The 19,622-nt window shown below is 73.3% G+C and carries 14 protein-coding genes; 13 read left to right on the top strand and 1 reads right to left on the bottom strand.

Features of this window, described 5'->3' with window-relative positions:
* Positions 1–69 precede the first annotated feature (69 nt).
* The 5 genes from glmU (at position 70) to hmuQ (ending at position 5,321) form a co-directional block, all read left to right on the top strand.
* A complete protein-coding gene (gene glmU, locus BLV24_RS14570; RefSeq protein WP_092683053.1) occupies positions 70–1,461 on the top strand; it encodes a bifunctional UDP-N-acetylglucosamine diphosphorylase/glucosamine-1-phosphate N-acetyltransferase GlmU in 1,392 nt (463 codons plus the stop codon).
* Between the two features lie 72 nt (positions 1,462–1,533).
* A complete protein-coding gene (glmS, locus tag BLV24_RS14565) occupies positions 1,534–3,360 on the top strand; it encodes a glutamine--fructose-6-phosphate transaminase (isomerizing) (RefSeq protein WP_092683051.1) in 1,827 nt (608 codons plus the stop codon).
* 302 nt (positions 3,361–3,662) lie between these two features.
* Positions 3,663–4,157, top strand: a complete 495-nt coding sequence (locus BLV24_RS14560; protein WP_143040323.1) for a hypothetical protein — start codon at positions 3,663–3,665, stop codon at positions 4,155–4,157.
* Entirely contained in the window at positions 4,154–4,960 is an 807-nt protein-coding gene (locus tag BLV24_RS14555) for a DNA alkylation repair protein (protein WP_092683047.1), read from the top strand. The genes BLV24_RS14560 and BLV24_RS14555 overlap by 4 nt, the downstream gene beginning before the upstream one ends.
* Positions 4,961–5,012: 52 nt before the next feature.
* The gene (gene hmuQ, locus BLV24_RS14550) at positions 5,013–5,321 is read left to right on the top strand and encodes a heme-degrading protein HmuQ (protein WP_092683045.1); all 309 of its coding nucleotides are present in this window, start codon (positions 5,013–5,015) and stop codon (positions 5,319–5,321) included.
* Between the two features lie 181 nt (positions 5,322–5,502).
* Here the strand turns inward: hmuQ and BLV24_RS14545 are convergent, their stop codons facing one another.
* Complete coding sequence (locus BLV24_RS14545) at positions 5,503–7,233, bottom strand: S8 family serine peptidase (RefSeq protein WP_092683043.1); 1,731 nt, start codon at positions 7,231–7,233, stop codon at positions 5,503–5,505.
* 267 nt (positions 7,234–7,500) lie between these two features.
* On the opposite strand from BLV24_RS14545, the gene BLV24_RS14540 reads away from it, so the two are divergent.
* The 8 genes from BLV24_RS14540 (at position 7,501) to BLV24_RS14505 (ending at position 19,543) form a co-directional block, all read left to right on the top strand.
* Entirely contained in the window at positions 7,501–8,208 is a 708-nt protein-coding gene (locus BLV24_RS14540; protein WP_143040322.1) for a Crp/Fnr family transcriptional regulator, read from the top strand.
* Between the two features lie 126 nt (positions 8,209–8,334).
* Positions 8,335–10,215 (top strand): adenylate/guanylate cyclase domain-containing protein, encoded by a 1,881-nt coding sequence (locus BLV24_RS14535; protein WP_092683040.1) that lies wholly within the window; start codon positions 8,335–8,337, stop codon positions 10,213–10,215.
* A gap of 224 nt (positions 10,216–10,439) precedes the next feature.
* The gene (locus BLV24_RS14530) at positions 10,440–11,633 is read left to right on the top strand and encodes a phosphatase PAP2 family protein (protein WP_092683038.1); all 1,194 of its coding nucleotides are present in this window, start codon (positions 10,440–10,442) and stop codon (positions 11,631–11,633) included.
* A gap of 14 nt (positions 11,634–11,647) precedes the next feature.
* Complete coding sequence (locus BLV24_RS14525) at positions 11,648–13,885, top strand: S8/S53 family peptidase (RefSeq protein WP_092683036.1); 2,238 nt, start codon at positions 11,648–11,650, stop codon at positions 13,883–13,885.
* A 336-nt stretch (positions 13,886–14,221) separates the two neighbouring features.
* Positions 14,222–15,298: an acyl-CoA dehydrogenase family protein gene (locus BLV24_RS14520; RefSeq protein WP_092683034.1), complete on the top strand. Its 1,077-nt coding sequence runs from the start codon at positions 14,222–14,224 to the stop codon at positions 15,296–15,298.
* A 17-nt stretch (positions 15,299–15,315) separates the two neighbouring features.
* The gene (locus BLV24_RS14515) at positions 15,316–16,485 is read left to right on the top strand and encodes an acyl-CoA dehydrogenase family protein (protein WP_092683032.1); all 1,170 of its coding nucleotides are present in this window, start codon (positions 15,316–15,318) and stop codon (positions 16,483–16,485) included.
* A 50-nt stretch (positions 16,486–16,535) separates the two neighbouring features.
* Positions 16,536–18,704: an acetate--CoA ligase family protein gene (locus tag BLV24_RS14510; RefSeq protein WP_092683030.1), complete on the top strand. Its 2,169-nt coding sequence runs from the start codon at positions 16,536–16,538 to the stop codon at positions 18,702–18,704.
* 26 nt (positions 18,705–18,730) lie between these two features.
* Entirely contained in the window at positions 18,731–19,543 is an 813-nt protein-coding gene (locus BLV24_RS14505) for an enoyl-CoA hydratase/isomerase family protein (RefSeq protein ID WP_092683027.1), read from the top strand.
* Positions 19,544–19,622: the final 79 nt, after the last annotated feature.

The raw sequence follows: 19,622 nt of genomic DNA, 5'->3' as shown, positions 1-19,622 counted from the left end.
CGCTCTGCAACAACATATGACCGTCCTTAACATTCCGTTTGCGCTTGGCGTGGTGTTAAGGCTCGCTCCATGGAACGTCCAGACGACTCAACGCCCCGCCCCGGAGCCCCCCGCCCCTGCGCCGCCGTGATCCTCGCGGCCGGCGCCGGGACCCGCATGCGCTCGGGCCTGCCCAAGGCGCTGCACCCGGTGGGGTCGGCGCCGATGCTCGCCCATGTCATGGCGGCGGCCGAGGCGCTGTCGCCGGCCCGCGTCGTGGTCGTCGCCGGCCACGGGGCCGCGGCGGTGACCGCCGCCGCCCGCGCCATCCGCCCCGACGTGGAGATCGCGTTGCAGCAAGAGCAGCGCGGCACCGCCCACGCCGCCGCCCAGGCGCGCGAGGCGCTGGCGGGGTTCGAGGGCGACGTCTTCGTGCTTTACGCCGACACGCCGCTGGTGCGCCCGGAAACGCTGGCCGCCATGGCCGGGGCGCGGGCGCAGGGCGCCGGCCTGGTGGCGCTGGGCTTCGAGGCCGCGGACCCGACCGGCTACGGCCGCCTGATCCTCGAAGACGGGGCGCTGACCCGCATCGTCGAGGAGAAGGAGGCGACCGAGGCCGAGCGCGCCGTGACCTTCTCCAATTCCGGGGTGATCTGCGCCGAGTCCCCCGCCATGTGGGACTGGCTGGCCGAGGTCTCGGACGACAACGCCAAGGGCGAGTTCTACCTGACCGATCTCGTCGCCATCGCCCGCGCCCATGGCCGGGACGCGGCGGCGGTGGCCTGTCCGGAGGCGGAGACGCTGGGGGTGAATTCCCGCGCCCAGCTCGCCCAGGCGGAGGCCGCCTTCCAGGCCCGCGCCCGCGCCGCGGCGCTGGAGGCCGGCGTGACGCTGACCGCGCCGGACACCGTGTTCTTCGCGCTCGACACCCGCATCGCGCCCGATGTGACCGTCGGCCCCAATGTGGTCTTCGGCCCCGGCGCGGTGATCGAGACGGGGGCGGAGATCCGCGCCTTCTCCCATATCGAGGGCGCCCATGTCGGCCCCGGCGCGATCATCGGCCCCTTCGCCCGCCTGCGGCCGGGGGCGGAGATCGGCGCCGACGCCCATGTCGGCAACTTCGTCGAGCTGAAGAACGCGGTGCTGGGCGAAGGCGCCAAGGCCAACCACCTGACCTATCTGGGCGACGCCACCATCGGGGCGGGCGCCAATATCGGGGCCGGGACCATCACCTGCAATTACGACGGCTTCCTCAAGCACCGCACCGAAATCGGGGCGGGCGCCTTCATCGGCTCGAACTCGGCGCTGGTGGCGCCGGTCTCGGTCGGGGCGGGGGCGACGGTGGGGGCCGGATCGGTCATCGTCTCGGACGTGCCGGAGGCGGCGCTGGCCGTCGCCCGCGGCGCCCAGGACACCAGGCCGGGCGGCGGCGCCCGGCTGCGCGACAAGCTGGCGGCCGCCAAGGCCGCGAAACAGGGCTGACCCCTCCGTCAGAGACGGGGCGCCGATCCCAGAGGCTGGGCCGAGCAGGCCGCAACAGAAGGAGCGTCGCGGATGTGCGGCATCGTCGGGATTCTGGGAACCGGGCGCGAGGCCGCGCCGGTGCTGCTGGACGCGCTCAAGCGGCTCGAATACCGGGGCTATGACAGCGCCGGCATCGCCACCGTGGACCATGGCCGGCTGGATCGCCGCCGGGCGCCCGGCAAGCTGACCGCGCTGGCCGCGGAGCTGGAGGCGGCGCCGCTGAGCGGGCCGTCCGGCATCGGGCACACCCGCTGGGCCACCCATGGCGCGGCGACGATGACCAACGCGCATCCCCACGCCGCCTCCCGCGTCGCGGTCGTGCATAACGGCATCATCGAGAATTTCCGCGAACTGCGCGCCCGCCTCGCCTCCGAGGGCCACAGCTTCGTCACCCAGACCGACACCGAAACCATCGTCCACCTGTGCCAGGACATGATGGACCGGGGGCTGGGCCCGGTGGAGGCGGCCTCCGAGACGCTGCGCCAGCTTGAGGGCGCCTTCGCGCTGGCCTTCCTGTTCGAGGGCGAGGACGACCTGATCGTCGCCGCCCGCCGGGGCTCTCCGCTCGCCATCGGCTGGGGGGAGGGGGAGATGTTCGTAGGGTCCGACGCGCTGGCGCTGGCCCCGATGACCACCCGCATCACCTACCTGGAGGAAGGCGACTGGGCCGTCGTCACCCGCGCCGGCGCCGAGATCCATGACGAGGCCGGGCGCATCGCCAACCGGCCCGTGCAGGTGGTGTCGCCGTCCTCGGTGCAGATCGACAAGGCCGGCCATCGGCACTTCATGGCCAAGGAGATCCACGAGCAGCCCACGGTCTCGACCTATGCGCTGGCGCATTACGTGGACGCCGCCACCGGCCTGATCCGGTCCGAGGCCGAGGCCGTGGATTTCGCGCAGGTCGACCGGCTGGTGCTGGTGGCCTGCGGCACCGGGCATTACGCCTGCGCCATCGCCAAATACTGGTTCGAACGGATCGCCCGCCTGCCGGTGGAATGCGACATCGCCTCGGAATTCCGCTATCGCGAGCCGCCGCTTTCGGGCCGGGACGCGGCGGTCTTCGTCTCCCAGTCCGGGGAGACGGCCGACACGCTGGCCGCGCTGCGCTATGCGGCGCCGCATGTGGGCCATGTTCTTTCGGTGGTGAACGTCGCCGAATCCTCCATCGCGCGGGAGTCGCAGATCGTGCTGCCGATCCTCGCGGGGCCGGAGATCGGGGTCGCCTCGACCAAGGCCTTCACCTCGCAGCTGGTGACGCTGGGCGCGCTCGCCATCCTCGCCGCCCGCCAGCGCGGCGCCATCGACGAGGATGAGGAGCGCCGGCTGGTCCGCATCCTGTCCGAGGCCCCCCGCAAGCTGTCCGAGGCCATCGCCTGCGCGCCCGAAATCGAGGCCGCGGCCATCACGCTCGCCGAGGCCCGCGACGTGCTTTACCTCGGCCGCGGACCGCTGTTCCCGCTGGCCATGGAAGGCGCGCTGAAGCTCAAGGAAATCAGCTATATCCACGCCGAGGGCTACGCGTCGGGGGAGCTCAAGCACGGTCCCATCGCGCTGGTCGACAGCTCGGTCCCGGTGGTGGTGCTGGCCCCTCGGGACGGGCTGTTCGAAAAGACCATCTCCAACATGCAGGAGGTGATGGCGCGGGGCGGACGCATCGTTCTGTTCACCGACGCGGCCGGGGCCGAGGCCGCCGCCGAGGGCGCGGCCCGGGTGGTGGTGATGCCCGATTGCGACCCTTTCATCGCGCCCATCGTCTACGCGGCGCCGGCGCAGCTGCTGGCCTATTACGCCGCCGCTTTCCTGGGCAAGGACGTGGATCAGCCCCGGAATCTCGCCAAGTCGGTGACGGTGGAGTAATCGGCGAAATTGCGTTAGAATATTGAACGGAAGGTGAGGGGGGCGACGGCGCGAGACCCATGCGCCGCGGACCGGCGGATGGCGCGCCGGGCACGCGGGGCTGGAACGGGCGGGTCGCCGATGAGGTTGAGCAGAGGTGCCGAGCCACGCTTTATTCGCAGCGGGCGTGACCGGCGGACTGGAGCGAGACAATGAGACATTCGTGGATGCGCGGCGCATTTTTGGCGCTCGCCGCGTCGGGTCTTTCGGCATGCCTGGGCGGTATCGAGGTGCCGATTCCCGATATTGCGAACCCGTTCGGCATGCAGACCCCCGCAAGGCAGGTGACGGTGTCGGCGCCGACCTCCAAGTCCGAGGCGTCGGCCGTCGCCGGCCACCGGTCCACGCGGGTCGCTTCGGCGAGCTTCGATCGCGACGCGCTGATGATCGCGGACTGCTACACGGTCGACCCCTACAAGCCGATCCGCATCGCCAAGCCCGCGCCGGGCGCGCCGGGCAACGCCGCGGCCTATCTGGGCCAGTGGGGCGGCGGCGCCTGGGACGGGCGGGTCTGCCATGACCTGTGGGTGATGGAGGTCAGCGCCGACGGCAAGGTGCTGATGTTCGACGCCCACGGTCCCGGCTACCGCCAGGACGCCACCGGCTTCCTGCGCCGCGGCGAGATCACGCCCGACGGCCGCATCCGCGTCCGCAAGGGCGGCGCCATGGTCACCTACTGGATCGAGGACGGCGTGCTCTACGGCGAGCGTCTGAGCGGGCAGCAGCTGCATCGCATCATGATGCGGAAAAAGTCATGAGCTCCGGCGCCGCTTCCGCGCCCGGCGCGGCGGCGGCGCCCGGCGACGACCCCGCCCGGCCCTCGGACCCGATCCGGCCCGGCGCGGCGGGCGAGCTTGCGCCCGAACCGAGGGGGCGGGCGCCCGATCCCGGCGAGGCGCTGGCGCAGCTGCGCGCGCTCGGCGATCCGGACCGGGCCGCCGAAAGCGCCCGCTACCACAAGACCGACCGCGAGGTGCTGGGCGTCCCCGTCCCCGTCATCGACGGGCTGGCGCGGGACTGGCGCGCGCTCGACCCTTCGGTTCCGGGGCGCGTCGCGCTCGCCTCCGGCCTGTGGGAGACGGGCGTGTTCGAAGCCCGCATCGCCGCCGCCAAGCTGCTGGTGCAGGCCCGCATCAAGGGGGACGGACCGGTCTGGGATCTCGTCGTGTCCTGGGTTCCCGACTGCGACGGCTGGGCGATCTCCGACCATGTCGCGGATGTCGGCAAGCGCCGGCTCGCCGCCGACCCCGCCCGGCTGGACGAGGTCGAGACCTGGACGACCTCCTCCCACCTCTGGACAAAGCGGGCCGCGCTGGTGTTCACCTTGGGCTGGTCCAAGGGGCGGCATCTTTCGCCCGAGGACCATGCCAGGCGCGAGCGCATTCTCGGCTGGGCGGAGGGCTATGCGGATGACCCGGAATGGTTCATCCAGAAAGCCGTCGCCTGGTGGTTGCGGTCGCTATCCAAGCACGATCCGGACCGGGTTCGCGCCTTTGTCGACGCCCACGGTCCCCGCATGAAAGCCTTCGCCCGCAAGGAGGCGCTGCGCCTGATCGGCTGACCCTCGGCCGTGGGGCGGGCGTCCGCGCCGGCGCACACGAGGAGATCCGCCCATGTTCGTCGCCATGAACCGCTTCAAGGTCGTCAAGGGCAAGGAGGCCGAGTTCGAGGCCGTCTGGCGCGGCCGCGACAGCCGCCTGCACGAGCTCGACGGCTTCAAGTCCTTCCACCTGATGCGCGGGGCGGAGGCGGAGGACCACACCCTCTACGCCTCCCACACCATCTGGGAGAGCCGCGAGGCCTTCACCGCCTGGACGAAGTCCCAGCAGTTCCGGGATTCTCACAAGAACGCGGGCTCCAACGCGCCGCTCTATCTCGGGCATCCGAATTTCGAGGGGTTCGAATCCGTTCTCGGAGGGTGATCCGGGGCGCCGCCGGGGGGCGTTCCCGCGGCGGCGGCTCGGGCCGCGCTCCGTTCCGGCCGGGCCGGTCCGGACCGAAAAGGCCAAAGCGGCGGCGAAGCGTTCGGGGCGCGCTTCGCCGCCCCCGCCCGCGGGCGCCGCGACGGGCGCCCGGGGCGGGTTCCCGCGCCGACCAGCCGGGTCAGGGGGCCGGGGCGGGAATGTGGTCGCAGCCGGTCTCATCGCGCAGGATGGCCAGGGCGCGGGCGCCGGGCATCTGGCTGGCGGCGAGCACGGCGGCGTAGGCGTCCACGCAGCCATGGCCGTAGCGCGGATCGCGCCGGGCGCCGGCCGACCCTTCCGCGATCCCCTCGGGGGCGCGCTGGTCGGGCAGGGGGCGGGTGGTTTCGGCCAGCAGGGCGCGGACGTCGCGCGCGGTCAGCGTGGGATTGGCGCTCAGCACCAGCGCGCAGATGCCCGCGGTCAGGGCGCAGGCCGCCGACGGGCCGCCGGGCATGACCATCCGGTCCCCAGGCCCCTCGCCCCGATGCAGCACGCCGCCGTCGGGCAGGGTCACGAAACCCGAGACGTCGGTGGTCGGAACGCCCCAGCCGCCCACGCCCCCCGCCGGCGCCGCGAGCCAGATGCAGGCGCCGCGATTGGCGCCCTCGGCCAGGGTGTCCATCGAGGTCGTCGCGGTCACCGCCACCACGTCGGGATGCGCGGCGAAGCCGTTCAGCGCGCGGTCCGGCGCGTCCTCGGGCGCGTCGAAATCCCAGCCCTGGGCGCCGGCGGAGACCACCACCACGCAGCCGCGGCCCCCGCGCCCCTCGCGCGCCAGCCGGCGGATCGCCTCGGCCTTGCGGGTCGAGAGCGGGTAGATCCGCGCCGCCGGCCCCCAGGCGGCGGAGAGGATCGCGGCCTCGCAGCGCCCGGCATGGGCGAACCAGGCCTCGACCTCGCGGTCCGACAGGTCGCGTCCCCAGCGCAGCGCCACCAGGCGCGCGTCCGGCGCCGCCCCGATGGTGCGGCCCGACACGCCCCCCGCCAGGGCGAGCCCGGCGCAGGCGGCGCCGTGCCAGTCGCCCCAGTCCGGCGAGACATCCGCGCCGCGCCGTGTGAAATCATGGCTCGCGACGCAGCGCCCGGCCATGTCGGGATGGGCGAGGTCGAAGCCGTCGTCGATCATCGCGATGCGGATGTCGTCGCGCCCGCGCCCGCGCCCGTCGCGGTCCAGCGCCTCCCAGGCGCGGACCACGCGGGCATCCGCCCCGGCGCGGAAGCCGACGCCGGCGCCGTTGTGAAAGCCGGTGTTCTCCAGGTGCCAGGGATCGCCCGCGGCGCTTTCGGCGCCGCCGGGGGCGCGGTGGCGGACCATGGGGCTGGCGAGGTCGGGCTCGGCCAGGAACACGCCCGCCTCCGCGGCCAGCGCGGCCGCGACCCGCATCGGGTTGGGCGCGCGCGGGCCGGTCTGCGCCACGAAGGCCCCGCGTCCGCGGCATTCCCCCAGCAGAAGGCCATGGCGGGCGATGATCGCGTTCATCGCGGCGTCGGAAAGCGTGGGGTCGAAGACCAGGTGGATTTCGCCGGTGGGCAGGAACGGCACGCCATCGTCCGAGGTGGTCCACACATGGCTGCCGGCGGCCACGTCGCGCGCCGTGCGGGCCGCGTCCAGCCAGGTGTCGAGACGATCCGTCTCCGTCTCCGTCTCCGCGGGGGCGGGGGCGGGGGCGGCGGGGGAGGCCACGGGCGCCACCAGTTCGAACCGCCCGAGCTGACCCAGCCGGCGCAGGCGCCCTGCGGCGGCCTCGTCCGCCAGCCGCGCGGCCAGCGCCAGGGCGGCGCCGGGCGCGGCGCGCAGGGCCGCGACCTCCGTGCTCTTGCGGAAGGTCACGGCGTCGCGATGCATGCGAAGAGTGATCTGGCCGGCCATGGAGCGCCTTTCCCGTTGGGGCGCGACGCGGGCGGGGGCGCCGCGCCGGCGGGGGACGTTGGGCGACCATCCTCGCGCGCCGGGCCGGGACCGGCTGCGGGGAAGCGCACATCTGGCGTTCAGATAAGTTAAGCGTTGTTAATCGGTTGGGCCGACCTGCGACGGCGCTGTGCGCTTTGTCACATTCCGCAGCGTCTCGACAGGCGCCTCGCCCCGCGGCTATCGTCACCCCCGGACGCCGCGTTGGCGGCGGAGCAGGGGTTCAACATGGCGTCGGTCGGAAAGGAACCTGATCTCGGGTTCCCCTCGGGCACATTGCTGGGCGCGTTGCCCGAGCCGAGCGTGGCCGCGCTTTCGGCGCGATGGCGCGTGTCGACCGTCGCCAAGGGCGGGCTGGTGATCGGGTCGGAGGAAAGCTCCGACGATTTCTTCCTGGTCCTGGGCGGGGCCGCACGGGCCGCGGTCTATACCGCGAACGGGCGCGAGCTGATCTTCGTGGACGTGCCGCGCGGCGACTGTTTCGGAGAGCTCGCGGCCATCGACGGCGCGCCCCGGTCCGCCAATGTCGTGGCGCTGGAGACGCTGACCGTGGCCCGGCTGGGCTCACGCGAGTTCCACGCGCTGCTGCGCGAGGACCAGGCGTTCAGCCTCGCCATGCTCCAGCTTCTGTCGGGCAAGCTGCGCCGGGTCACCCGGCAGCTCACCGAATACGCCGCCCTCACCGGCCCGCAGCGCATCTGCGGAGAGCTGCTGGCCATGGCCAAGCGCCACCGCTCCGGCCCCGACGCGGCCCAGGTGCCCCATCCGGTGACCCAGGCCGAGCTGTCGCGGATCGTCTTCACCAACCGCGAGACGGTGACCCGCGAGGTCGCGCGCCTCAAGGGCAAGAACCTGCTGAGCTGGTCCCGCTCGGCGATCCAGGTGCCGTCCATCGCGCGGCTGGAACGGGAATACGCGTCGCTGCTGGGGGAGTGACCCGCCCGACGGTCAGGCGCGTGATCCGGCGCAGGCCGCGGTTCGGCGGGACCAGGTTCCGCAGGGCGGTTGCCGCGCCGAACGTCGCGGCATAGCATTCGCGTCACGTTTCCCGAGGGGCCCCCGATGATCGCCGCGCCATCCGCCGTGCCCTCCGCCATGTCCTCCGCCGTGTCCTCGACCGAGGAGCCGTTGCGTCGCCGCGCGGTGGTGGCGGCCGACATCTCGGAATCCATGCGCTTTTTCGAGGCGGACGCCGACGACGCGGTGCGTCGCTGGACCGGCTTCATGGATTGGCTGGTGGACCGGCTCGGCCCCGCCCATGACGCGGAATTCGTCAAGAGCCGGGGCGACGGGTTCCTTGTCGCCACCCCGACCGAGGCGCAGGCCGTCGATCTCGCCATCGGCGCGCTGGAGATGGCCGCCGCCATGCAGGGCGAGGCCGGAATGCCCCTGCGCCTGCGCATCGGGGTCGCCGCCGGCCCCCTGCGCCGCACCCGCCATGACGTCTACGGCCACGCGGCGAACCTGGCGGCGCGGCTGTCGGACCTCGCCCGGCCCGGCGAAATCGTCATGGCCGACGACGTGCGCCGGGCCCTGCCGCCGGATCTGGAGGCGCGGGCCGAGGATCGCGGCCCCTGTTTCGTGCGCAACGTCGCCGATCCGGTGCGGGCGCATGCCATCGACATCGGGGCGCCGCCCAGTCCGCTCCCCCCCCTGATGACCGACGAGACGCTGAAGCCCAAGGTCGCCGTCGCCCCTTTCCGCCCCGACGAGGGCGGCCGCCCCGGCATGACCGGAGAGGCGCTGGCCGACGCGGTGATCGTGGAGATGTCGCGCTCGGCCCATCTGCGCTGCGTGTCGCGGCTGTCCACCAGCCGGTTGGCGGCCCGCAGCGGGCCGGGCGGCGGCTTCGGGGGGGGCGCGGGGGGCGCGCTGCTCTCGCCCTCCGCGTCTCCGGCGCCTTTCGCGGGGGAGGATCCGGGCTTCGCCGCGCGCAACCATCTTCATGCCGACTACCTTCTGTCCGGCCGGTTCCGGCGCGACGGCGCGCGGCTGGTGGTCACCGCCGAGTTGTCGGAGACCGCCTTCGGCGACGTGCTCTGGTCCGAGCGGCTGGAGGGCGACACGGCCGAGGTCATGGCCGGCGGGCGGGAGCTGGCCTTCGAGATCGCCTCGCGCGCCGTCGCCGCGGCCCTGCGCATCGAGCTTGACCGCTATCGCGCGCCCTACCTGCCGGGGCAGCAGAGCTACACGCTCCTGCTCGCCGGGGTGTCGCAGCTGCATTCCCTCTCGCGCGAGCATTTCCAGGAGGCCGAGCGCCCGCTGGCGGCGCTGGTCGAGCGCGCCACCCGCCAGCCGACCCCGCGGGCCTGGCTGGCCAAGTGGCACATCATGCGGATCCTTCAGGGCTGGTCGCCCGACGAATCGCGGGACGCGGCCATGGCGTTCTCGCTGGTCGACCAGGCGCTGGACAGCGACCCGGACTGCGCGCTGGCGCTGTGCATGCGCGGGCTGGCCGACACCGTGCTGCGCCAGCGTCCGGACCTGGGGCGCGACTATTACGACGCCGCCCAGAAGGCCAATCCGTCCGAGCCGATGGCCTGGCTGCTCTCGGGCGCCCAGCGCAGCTTCACCGATGACGGGGCCGGGGCGGTGCATGACGCGGGGCAGGCGATCTCGCTCTCGCCCGTCGACCCGCATCGCTACCTGTTCCAGGCGATCGCGGCGGGCGCGGCGCTGACCGCGGGCGACGACGCCCAGGCGCTGGCCTATGCCAACGCCTCCCTGCGCGCCAATTCCCAGCACATCTCCACCCTGCGGGTGAAGGCGGTGGCGGAATGGCGGCTGGACCGGGAGGACGACGCCCGCCGCTCCATCGCCCGGCTGCTGGAGCTGTCGCCGGGGGCCACGGTGTCGCGCTATCTCGCCTCCGCCCCCAACACGGAGTTCCGCATCGGCCGCGAGGTCGCGCGCATTCTCGGGCAGGCCGGGTTGCCGGCCTGACGCGCCCCCGCGCGTTCGGACCCCGTGTTTCGGGCCCCGTATTTCGGAGCCCGTATTTCGGACCCGGCCTTACGGAATCGTCCCGCAAGCGCGCAGGATGCGAAGCGCGCAAGAAACGGCGCCGCGCCCGCGCGAGGGTGCGTCACGTCACCTTCATCATGGTTAACGCGTGATAGGATCAGTCACGGACCCGCAGCGTCCGGCCGCCTAAAGGATTTCCCTCGATGCCCCGTTCGACCTCGCACACGTCGCATACCTCGCACACGTCGCATACGTCCCACACCTCCCATACCTCGCACACGTCTCACACCTCGCACGGGTCGTCGGACAAGGTCGCCTCGGGGTCGGCCGCCTCGGCGGTGCTGGTCACCCGCGACGCCATCGCGGGCCCCTATGCGCCGCCGCCGCCGAGCTTTCGCCACTACCCCGAGGACAGCGCCGACAACCTGACGCTCTGGGCCCCGGAGGTGCGCGCGCGCATCGCGGATTTCGAGCTGTCGCAGGGCCTCGCCTTCACCTCGCGTCCGGCGCCGGGCGCCGGGGGCGCCACGCAATACACCCTCTGGCGGACCGAGACCGGGACCACCGGGACCCCCGCCCCGGTCCCCGCCGAGATCGCCAGCTTCGTGCGCCCGGCGCCGGAGGTCTTCGCGCGGCAGCTCGACCTGGTGGAGGCCTATGCCGACCTGCGTTCCGAGCGGATGAACGAGACCCTGGTCCAGACCGAGACCATGGCCCCTTTCTTCGCCGTCATCGCCGACATGCATGAGAGCGCGCGGACCTGGACCTGGGAATTCGTCTCCGCCGGACACCGGCTGGCGGCGCAGCTCGCGCATCGGGTGAAGCCGGCGATGGCGGTGCGCCGGCCCTCGACCCTGTCGGCGCATGTGCAGCCCTTCATCGCGACCCCGGCCCATGGCTCGCTGCCCTCGGGCCACGCGACCGAGGCGCATGCCGTCGCCACGATCCTGCTGGGGCTGATCCGGGCGGGGACGGGCTGGGGGACCGGCCCGACCCATTTCGCCGACACGCTGGCCCCGCAGCTTCTGCGGGTGGCCTCGCGCATCTCGGTCAACCGGACCGTCGCGGGCGTGCACTACCCGATCGACAGCGCCTGCGGGGCGATGCTGGGGATCGCCGTGGGGCGCATGGTGCTGGCCCGCGTCGGGGCGCTGGAGGGCGAGGCCGGCGGCTGGCTCTTCGACGGGCGCAACTACGACGGGACGCAGGATTTTCGGATCGGGACGCAGGTGGACGCGGACCTCTCGGGGATGACCTTCGGCCTTGTCGACGCCGATCACGGGCAGGGCGCCTGGCAGGTCGGGGTCTCCGGCGGCCCCGCCGTGGGGACCGAAGGCGTGACCGTGCTGCGCGCGCTGTATGAGCGCGCCTGCGCCGAATGGGCCCACGTGGCCTGAGCCGGGAGCCTGTGATGCAGTGGACAGACAGCGCCGGGGGCCCCGATTTCTCGGGCATCCGCGGCATGGATCCGGCGGCGGGCTGGCTTCTCGGCCCCGGCGGGATCGACGATTATCTGGGCGATTTCCTGGAGGGGCAGGGGGCCGAGCCCGGCGGGCGCGCGGCGCTCGCCCCGCTGATCGCCGGGGGCAAGGACCTGGCGCAGGTGGTGTTCTCGGTCTCGCCCGATGCGGGGCAGGGCGGCGCGGTGCTGCGCGCCCTGCGCCGGGCCTTGCGCGGCTATGCGCGCGAACAGGGACGGCGGCCCCCCGGCGGGCTCTTCCCCGGCGATGCGGCGGAACTGCTGGCCGACCGCGCCGCCACGGTGACGGCGGAGCTGCGTTTCCTCCTCTGGCTCGCCGGCGATCACGCCCAGGCCCGGCCGTTCCGCGAGGCCGGCAAGCGCCTGCTGCTCGGCCCGCCGCTGCGGCTGCGGGCGCTGGCGTCGGACGGACCGGCGGAGGCGGAGGACGACGACGCCCCCGGCCCCGACCTGACGCCGGCGGTCGCCCCCGGCCACATCCCCGGCGACGCGGTGTTCGTGGCGGTGATCGACGACGGTTTCGCGCTGGCGCATGCCAGTTTCCGCAAGCCCGGCGGCGGCTCGCGCATCGCGGCGTATTGGGACCAGGAGGCGGACCATGAGGGCCCGCTCTCGGCGCTGCCCTTCGGGCGGGAGCTGCGCGGCGCGGATATCGACGCGGCGCTGGCCCGTGCTGGCGGGCCCTCGGGCGCGCTCGCCCCGTCCGCCCTCGCCTCGTCCGCCCTCGCCCCGGCCGCGACGGACGAGGCGGCGTTCTACGCGGACCCCGCGCTCGCGCCCTTCTTCCCGCATCGGGCGGGGGGGCTTCCGGGCGCGGTCTCGCACGGGACCGTCGTGCTCGACCTCGCCGCGGAGCTGGAGCCGGGGGCGGACCCCGACAAACGCCCGCTGATCGCGGTGCGCCTGCCGCGTTCCAGCGTGCAGGACACCACGGGGGCGGAGGTCAAGCCGCTGCTGATCGCCGGGGTCCGCTATGCGCTGGCGGCGGCGCGCCGGGCGGCGGGGCGCCGGGACGTGAAGCTGGTGATCTGCATTTCCTACGGGGTTTTCGCGGGGGCCATGGACGGGGAATCGACGCTGGAACGCGCGCTCGACGCGATCCTGGAGGCGGAGGACGGCCGGGTCGCCATCGTCCTGCCCTCGGGCAACGGGCGCCTGGATCAGGCGGTGGCGCGCGCGGCGCTGTCGGCGGAGGCGCCCGCGGCCTCGCTGACCTGGCGCATCCAGCCCGACGACCGCACGCCGAGCTTCCTGCAGATCTGGGGCTCGGAGGCGCTGGAGGCGGCGGATCTGACCCTGCGGGTGACGCCGCCGGGGGGGCCGCAAAGCCCGCCGCTGCGCCTCGGGCGCGCGCAGAGGCTGTGGCTTCGGGGGGGCGGTTCGGTGACGGCCGAGCTCGCCTCGGTCGAGCCGCGCGGCGACGGAGGCGGACGGGCGCTGACGCTGTCGGTCCGCCCCTCGGAGGCGATGCGCCCCGCGCGGCCCTTGTTCCCGCCCGAGGCGCGGAGCTGCGCGCCGGCGGGGGCCTGGAGGCTGGAGCTGAGCGCGCCGGGGCTGGCGGCGGGGGAGGTGGTCGAGGTCCTGCTCCGCGCCCAGCGCGACGACAGCCTGTCCGGCTTCCCGCCCTCGGGCCGGCAGCCCTATTTCCCGTTCCCCTCGGCGGCGGAGCAGGAGGTCTGGCTGGAGGACCGGCGTCTCGCCGATCCTGCGCAGGGGGATGCGACGGTGCGGCTGGACGCGACGCTGAACGCTTTCGCGACCGGGCGGCATGTGGTGGTGGCGGGCGCCTGCGCGGCCGCGACCGGGGCGCCGTCCTGGTATTCCGCGGGCGGGCCGGTGAGGACGCAGGGCCGGGAGGGGCCGGATCTGCTGGCGCCCTCCGACCGCTCAGTGATCCGGGCGGGCGTGATCGGGGCGGGCTTCGGGTCGGCGGCGCGGTTCCCGGTCTCGGGCGCCTCGGTGGCGGCGCCGCAGGCGGCGCAGCGGCTGGCGGCGGCGCTGGCCGCGGGGATGCGCGCGCCGGGCGGCGCCCGGGGCCTCGCCCGGTCGCTCGCCGCGGCGGACGAGGCCGCGGCGGGCTGGCCCGGCCCCGCGCCCTCCTCCCGGCGAGGCGGCGCGGGGCGGCTCGCCACCCTGCGCGTCTCCGGCATGGGCGCGCTGAACGACTGACCGGGGGGGGAGGCTGGACGGGACGGGGCCGGGCTTCCGGGGCCGTCCCTTCCCTTCCACGGATCAAGGGCGGCCCCCGGCCGCGTGCGCCTCGGCTCGGTCGCGCCGCGGGCGCACGCTCGCCACCGGCGCGCCCGACGCGCGGCGCCTCTGGCCCGGGTCTCTTCGCGCCCGGGTGGGGCGCTTCTCGGACGCCTGTCCCGGCCCCCCGCGCCATCGCATCCGCGATTTTCGCGCCCGGTCGCTTCCGTCATCTGGCGTGGAGCCTCGCCCCTCCGTAAGGTCGCCTGACAACCGCCGCAAAGGCGGGACCGCCTGGGAGGAGACCGAAGCCCCGTGTCCGACGACAGCATCGTTGTGGAAACCACCCGCCGGATCTTCGCCGATCTGGCCGACCCGCAGACCCTGACCTCCGCCACGGACGACGCCTGGAAGGCCGGGCTGTGGTCCGCGCTGGAAGCGGCCGGCCTGACCCTGGCCTGGGTCCCCGAGGCGGCCGGCGGCGCCGGCGCCGAGATGGCGGACGGCTTCGACGTCCTCCGCATTTCCGGCCAGTACGCCGCCCCCGCGCCCATCGCCGAGACCCTGCTGGCCGCCCTGACCCTGGCCCGCGCCGGCATCGCGCTGCCCGAAGGCGCGATGACCGTCGGTCCGATCCGCGACGGCGACGTGCTGCGCCTGGCGGACGGCAAGATCACCGGCCGCGCCCGCGCCGTGCCCTTCGCCGCCGAGGCCGCGCATCTGGCGGCCATGGTCGAGGATGCGTCCGGCGTCGCCCATGTCGCCCTGATCCCGCTGGGCGAGGCCGCCGCCACGGCGCGCGACGCCGATCTCGGCGCCGCCCGCGCCGACCTGCATTTCGACGGGGCCGTCCCCGCCGCCCTCGCCCCCGCCCCGGCGGATTTCGGCGCGGAGGACTTCCGGCGGCTCGGCGCCGTGATCCGGGTTCAGCAGATGGCCGGGGGGCTGGAGACCGCGCTCGATCTCTGCACCCGCTATGTCCAGGAGCGCGTGGCTTTCGGCAAGCCCATCGGCAAGTTCCAGGCCGTGCAGCAGAACCTCGCGCGGCTGGCCGGCGAAGTCGCCGCCGCCCTGACCGCCGCGTCCTCCTCCGCCGACACGCTGGCGCGCTGGACCGAGGGCGACGCCGACATCACGCCCGAGGACCTGTTCCTGGAATGCGCCGCCGCCAAGATCCGCGCCGGCGAAGCCGCCAACGAGGGCGCCGCCATCGCGCATCAGGCCCATGGCGCCATCGGCTTCACCAACGAATACGTCCTCCAGCGCTTCACCCGCACCCTGTTCGGCTGGCGCGACGATTTCGGGGGCGAGGCGCGCTGGGCGCTGAACCTCGGGAACGCCATGGCCGCCCGGGGCGCCGACGCGCTCTGGCCCGCGCTGACCCGCCGCTGAGGGAAGGAGACCGAGCCATGCAGACCGCCATCCGCTTCGACCCCGAACGCCTTCCCCCCCGCACCCGCGCCCTGCGCGAGGAGGTCCGCGAATTCCTGCGCGAGGAAGCCGCCGCCGGAACCTTCGACCCCGCCCGCGCCTACAAGGCCCGCGGCTTCGACCGGGGATTCTCGCATCGCGTCGCCGAGAAGGGCTGGATCGGCCTGACCTGGCCGAAGAAATACGGCGGGCAGGAGCGCAGCTTTCTCGACCGCTACGTGGTGTCCGAGGAATTCACCGCCGCCTGCGCCCCGGTCGGCTGCCATTTCGTCGCCGACCGCCAGTCCGGCCCGGTGATCATCCGCTACGCCCGCGAGGAGGTGAAGGAAGAGGTCCTCCCGAAAATCATCGCCGGCGACGCCTGTTTCTGCATCGGCATGTCCGAGCCGGGCTCGGGTTCCGACCTCTTCGCGGCCGCCACCAAGGCGGAGCGGGTCGAGGGCGGCTTCAGGGTGAACGGCACCAAGATCTGGACCTCGAACGCCCATCGCGCCGACTACATGATCGCGCTGTTCCGCACCTCCGCGCCGACCAGGGAGAACCGCCGCCACGGGCTGACCCAGTTCCTGGTGGACATGAAGACCCCCGGCATCAAGTGCAGCCCGATCCGGAACATGGCCGGCGGCTCCGAGTTCAACGAGGTGCATTTCACCGACATGTTCGTGCCCGAGACCATGGTGCTGGGCGAAGTCGACGACGCCTGGAAGCAGGCCACGGCGGAACTGGCCTATGAGCGGTCGGGACCCGAGCGGTTCCTCGACACCTATTTCGTGCTCACCGCGATGATGAAGGTGCTGGGCGAGAACCCCGACCCCCGCACGGCCGAGAGCCTCGGGCGGCTGGTGGCGCAGCTTCACACCATGCGGCGCATGTCGGTCTCCGTGGCCGGGATGCTGGAGCAGGGCAAGGAGCCGGTGCTGGAGGCCTCGATCGTCAAGGATCTCGGCACGGTGTGGGAGCAGGCGCTGCCCGGCCGCGCGCGCGACATCGCCGCCTTCCATGACGGCTCCGCGCCGCTGGGCGCCAATGCGCCGAGCTTCGAGGACGTGCTCGACTACGCCACGCTCGTGGCCCCCAAGCTGACCATCCAGGGCGGCACCACCGAGATCCTGCGCGGCATCATCGCCCGCGGCCTCGGCCTGCGCTGACCCTACACGCCCGGCGGCCCTCGGGGCCGGCCGGGCGCCTGACGTGACCCATGCACCCGGTAGACATGAACCAGATGACCCCCGCGCCGAAACCCGATCTCCGGGCCCTGTTCGACCCGAAATCCATCGCGGTGATCGGCGCCTCCAACGACACGACCAAGATCCCCGGCATGACGCTGGAAAGCCTGCTCAAGCATGGCGTCGACGTGCCGGTCTGCCCGGTGCATCCCAAGCTGGAGGAGGTGCAGGGCCTCAAGGCCTACCCGACGGTGGAGGCCGCCGCGCAGGCGATGGGGGCCGCGCCGGAGCTGGCGATCATCGTGATCCCCGCCCGGGCCGTGCCCGACATGCTGGAATCCTGCGCCCAGGTCGGCGTGCGGGCCGCGATCATCATCACCTCCGGTTTCGCCGAGGAGCAGGGGGAGGAGGGCGCCGCCCTCCAGGCCCGCGTGGTCGAGATCATCGCCCGCCACGGGCTCGCGGTTCTCGGCCCGAACGCGCAGGGCTACGCCAATTTCGCCCGCGCGCTGTGCTGCACCTTCTCGCCCGCCGTGCGGCTCGCCACCGATCCGCTGATCCCGGAATGGTGCGAGGACGGGGGGCGGATCTCGGTCGTCGCGCAGTCCGGGGCGCTGGGCTTTTCGCTCTACGACACCGGACGGCTGAAGGAACTGCCCTACCGCTTCGTGGTGACCACGGGCAACGAGGCCGGGGTCTCGGCCTTCGACGTGGTGGATCACCTGCTGGACGAGGGCGGAACGCAGGTCTTCGTCATGTTCCTCGAAGGCATCCGCGACGCCGCCCGCTTCCGCGAAGTGGCCGAGCGGGCCTTGCGGGCGGGCAAGCCGCTGGTGGTGGCCAAGGTCGGCATGTCGGCCGCGGCCGAACGCTCGGCGGCCTCGCATACCGGGGCGCTGGCGGGATCGTGGCGGGCCAACAAGGCGATGTTCGACGCCTATGGCGTGACCCTGGTGGAAAGCCATGAGGAGCTGATCGACGTCGCCGCCGCCTTCATGGTCAACCGCCACCGGCTTCCCAAAGGGCGGGGGATCGGCATTCCGACCTCCTCCGGCGGGGCCGGGGGCTGGACCGCGGACGGCTGCGCCGCGGCGGGGCTGGAAGTGCCGGAGCTGGAGCCCGAGGCCCGCGCGCGGATCGACAAGTTCCTGCCGCCCTACGGGTCCTCGATCAATCCGGTGGACGGCACGGCGCAGGCCATCGGCCTGATCGGCAATTCCGAGCTCACCCGCCTGACCGCCCTGTCGGAGCGGGTCCACGGCATCGTCGGCGTGACCAGCGCCATCAACGCCGCCGCCTTCCTGAAGGAGGGGGAGAATTTCCCCAGGGTCGGGCTCGGGCTGGAGAAGCCGATCTGCTACTGGTCCTACACCCGCCCCAGCCGCGAGACCTACGCGCTGTTCGCGAAATCCGGCTGGGCGCTGTCGACCAACCTGCGCCATTCCACCCGCGCCATGGCCGCCATGTGCGCCTATGCCGAGGCGAAGGAACGCTTCCGCCCGCCGCTTCCCGCTGACGCGCCCCCCGCGCCGGGCGAGATCGAGACGATGACCGAGCGCGAGGCCAAGGCCTGGCTGCACGGCTCCGGCGTGGGCGGCGCGCCCGGGGGGCTCGCGACCTCGGCCGGGGAGGCCGCGACGCTGGCCGCGGCCCTGGGCCGGCCCGCGGCGCTGAAGATCCAGTCGCCCGACATCCCCCACAAGACCGAGGCCGGCGGCGTGGCGCTGGGCGTGGGCCCCGAGGCCGCCGCCGCCGAATTCGACGCGATGCTGGCCCGCGTGAAATCCCGCGCCCCCGACGCGGCGATCGAGGGCGTGCTGGTCGAACCCATGGCCCCCGCCGGCGCCCAGATGCTGCTGGGGATCACCCGCGATCCGCTATTCGGGCCCATGCTGCTGGTCGGCGCCGGGGGGATCTACGCCGAGGTGCTGGACGACGTCGCGCTCTCGCCCCTGCTGGACGACGAGGCCGCGGCCCTGCGCCTGTTGCAGGGGCTCAAGACCTGGCCGCTGCTCGACGGCGCGCGGGGGCAGGCCAAGGCCGACGTTCCGGCGCTGGTCACGCTGATGCTGGCGCTTTGCCGGTTTGTGTCCGACAATGCCGCGCGTATAGAAGACATCGATCTCAATCCGGTGGTGGCGCATGAGATGGGGCAGGGGGTTTCGGTCCTCGATGCGCTCGTCCTGCGCCGCGCCGGCTGACAAGAACCCCGAAGGGAGGACACCCCATGCCCAAGGACTTTTCCGCCTCCGAGCTCGGCGTCGACATCAAGGACTATGTCGCCACCGTCGAGATCCGCCGCCCGCCGCTGAACTTCTTCGACTTCGAGCTGATCCGCGAGATCGCCGACGTCTACGAGGCGCTGGATGAGCGGGACGACGTGCGCTCCATCATGCTGTGCGCCGACGGCAAGGCGTTCTGCGCCGGCGCCGACTTCTCGAACCGCACCGACGCGCAGATGGAGGACGACAACGCCGGCAAGTCGAAGGTCGACGACGAGGGCGTGCAGAGCCTCTACGTCGAGGCGACGCGCATCTTCCACTGCAAGAAGCCGACGGTGGCCTGCGTGCACGGCGCGGCCATCGGCGGCGGGCTGGGGCTGGCGATCTCCGCCGACTTCCGCGTCGCCTCCCCCGAGGCGCGCTTCGCGGCCAACTTCACCCGTCTGGGCTTCCACCCGGGCTTCGGCCTGACCCACACCCTGCCGCTGATCGTGGGGATGCAGAACGCCAAGCTGATCTTCATGACCTCGCGCCGCTTCAACGGCGAAGAGGCCGTGAAGATGGGTCTGGCCGACGTGCTGGCCCCGGCCGGAGAGGTCCGCCAGGCCGCCTGGGACCTGGCGCGGGAAATCGCCATCAACTCGCCGCTGGGCACCGAATCCACCCGCGCCACGCTGCGCCAGGGCCTGGCCGAGGCGGTGAAGGCCGCGACGGATCACGAGCTGGCCGAGCAGGTGCGCCTGCGCAAGACCGCCGACTTCAAGGAGGGCGTGCGCGCCACCTCCGCGCGCGAGATCCCCAACTTCATCCGGGGCTGAGCCGTCGGGCGAAGCGCGCGGCGCGAGCCGCGACGCGAAAATCGGGGCGGCGTCCGCGCCGCCCCCTCACGCGAAGGGG

This window comes from Albimonas donghaensis (assembly GCF_900106695.1).
Classification (GTDB): Bacteria; Pseudomonadota; Alphaproteobacteria; order Rhodobacterales; family Rhodobacteraceae; genus Albimonas; species Albimonas donghaensis.
The sequence above is the reverse complement of the archived record's forward strand: the minus strand, read 5'-3'. Positions and strand labels throughout refer to the sequence as shown.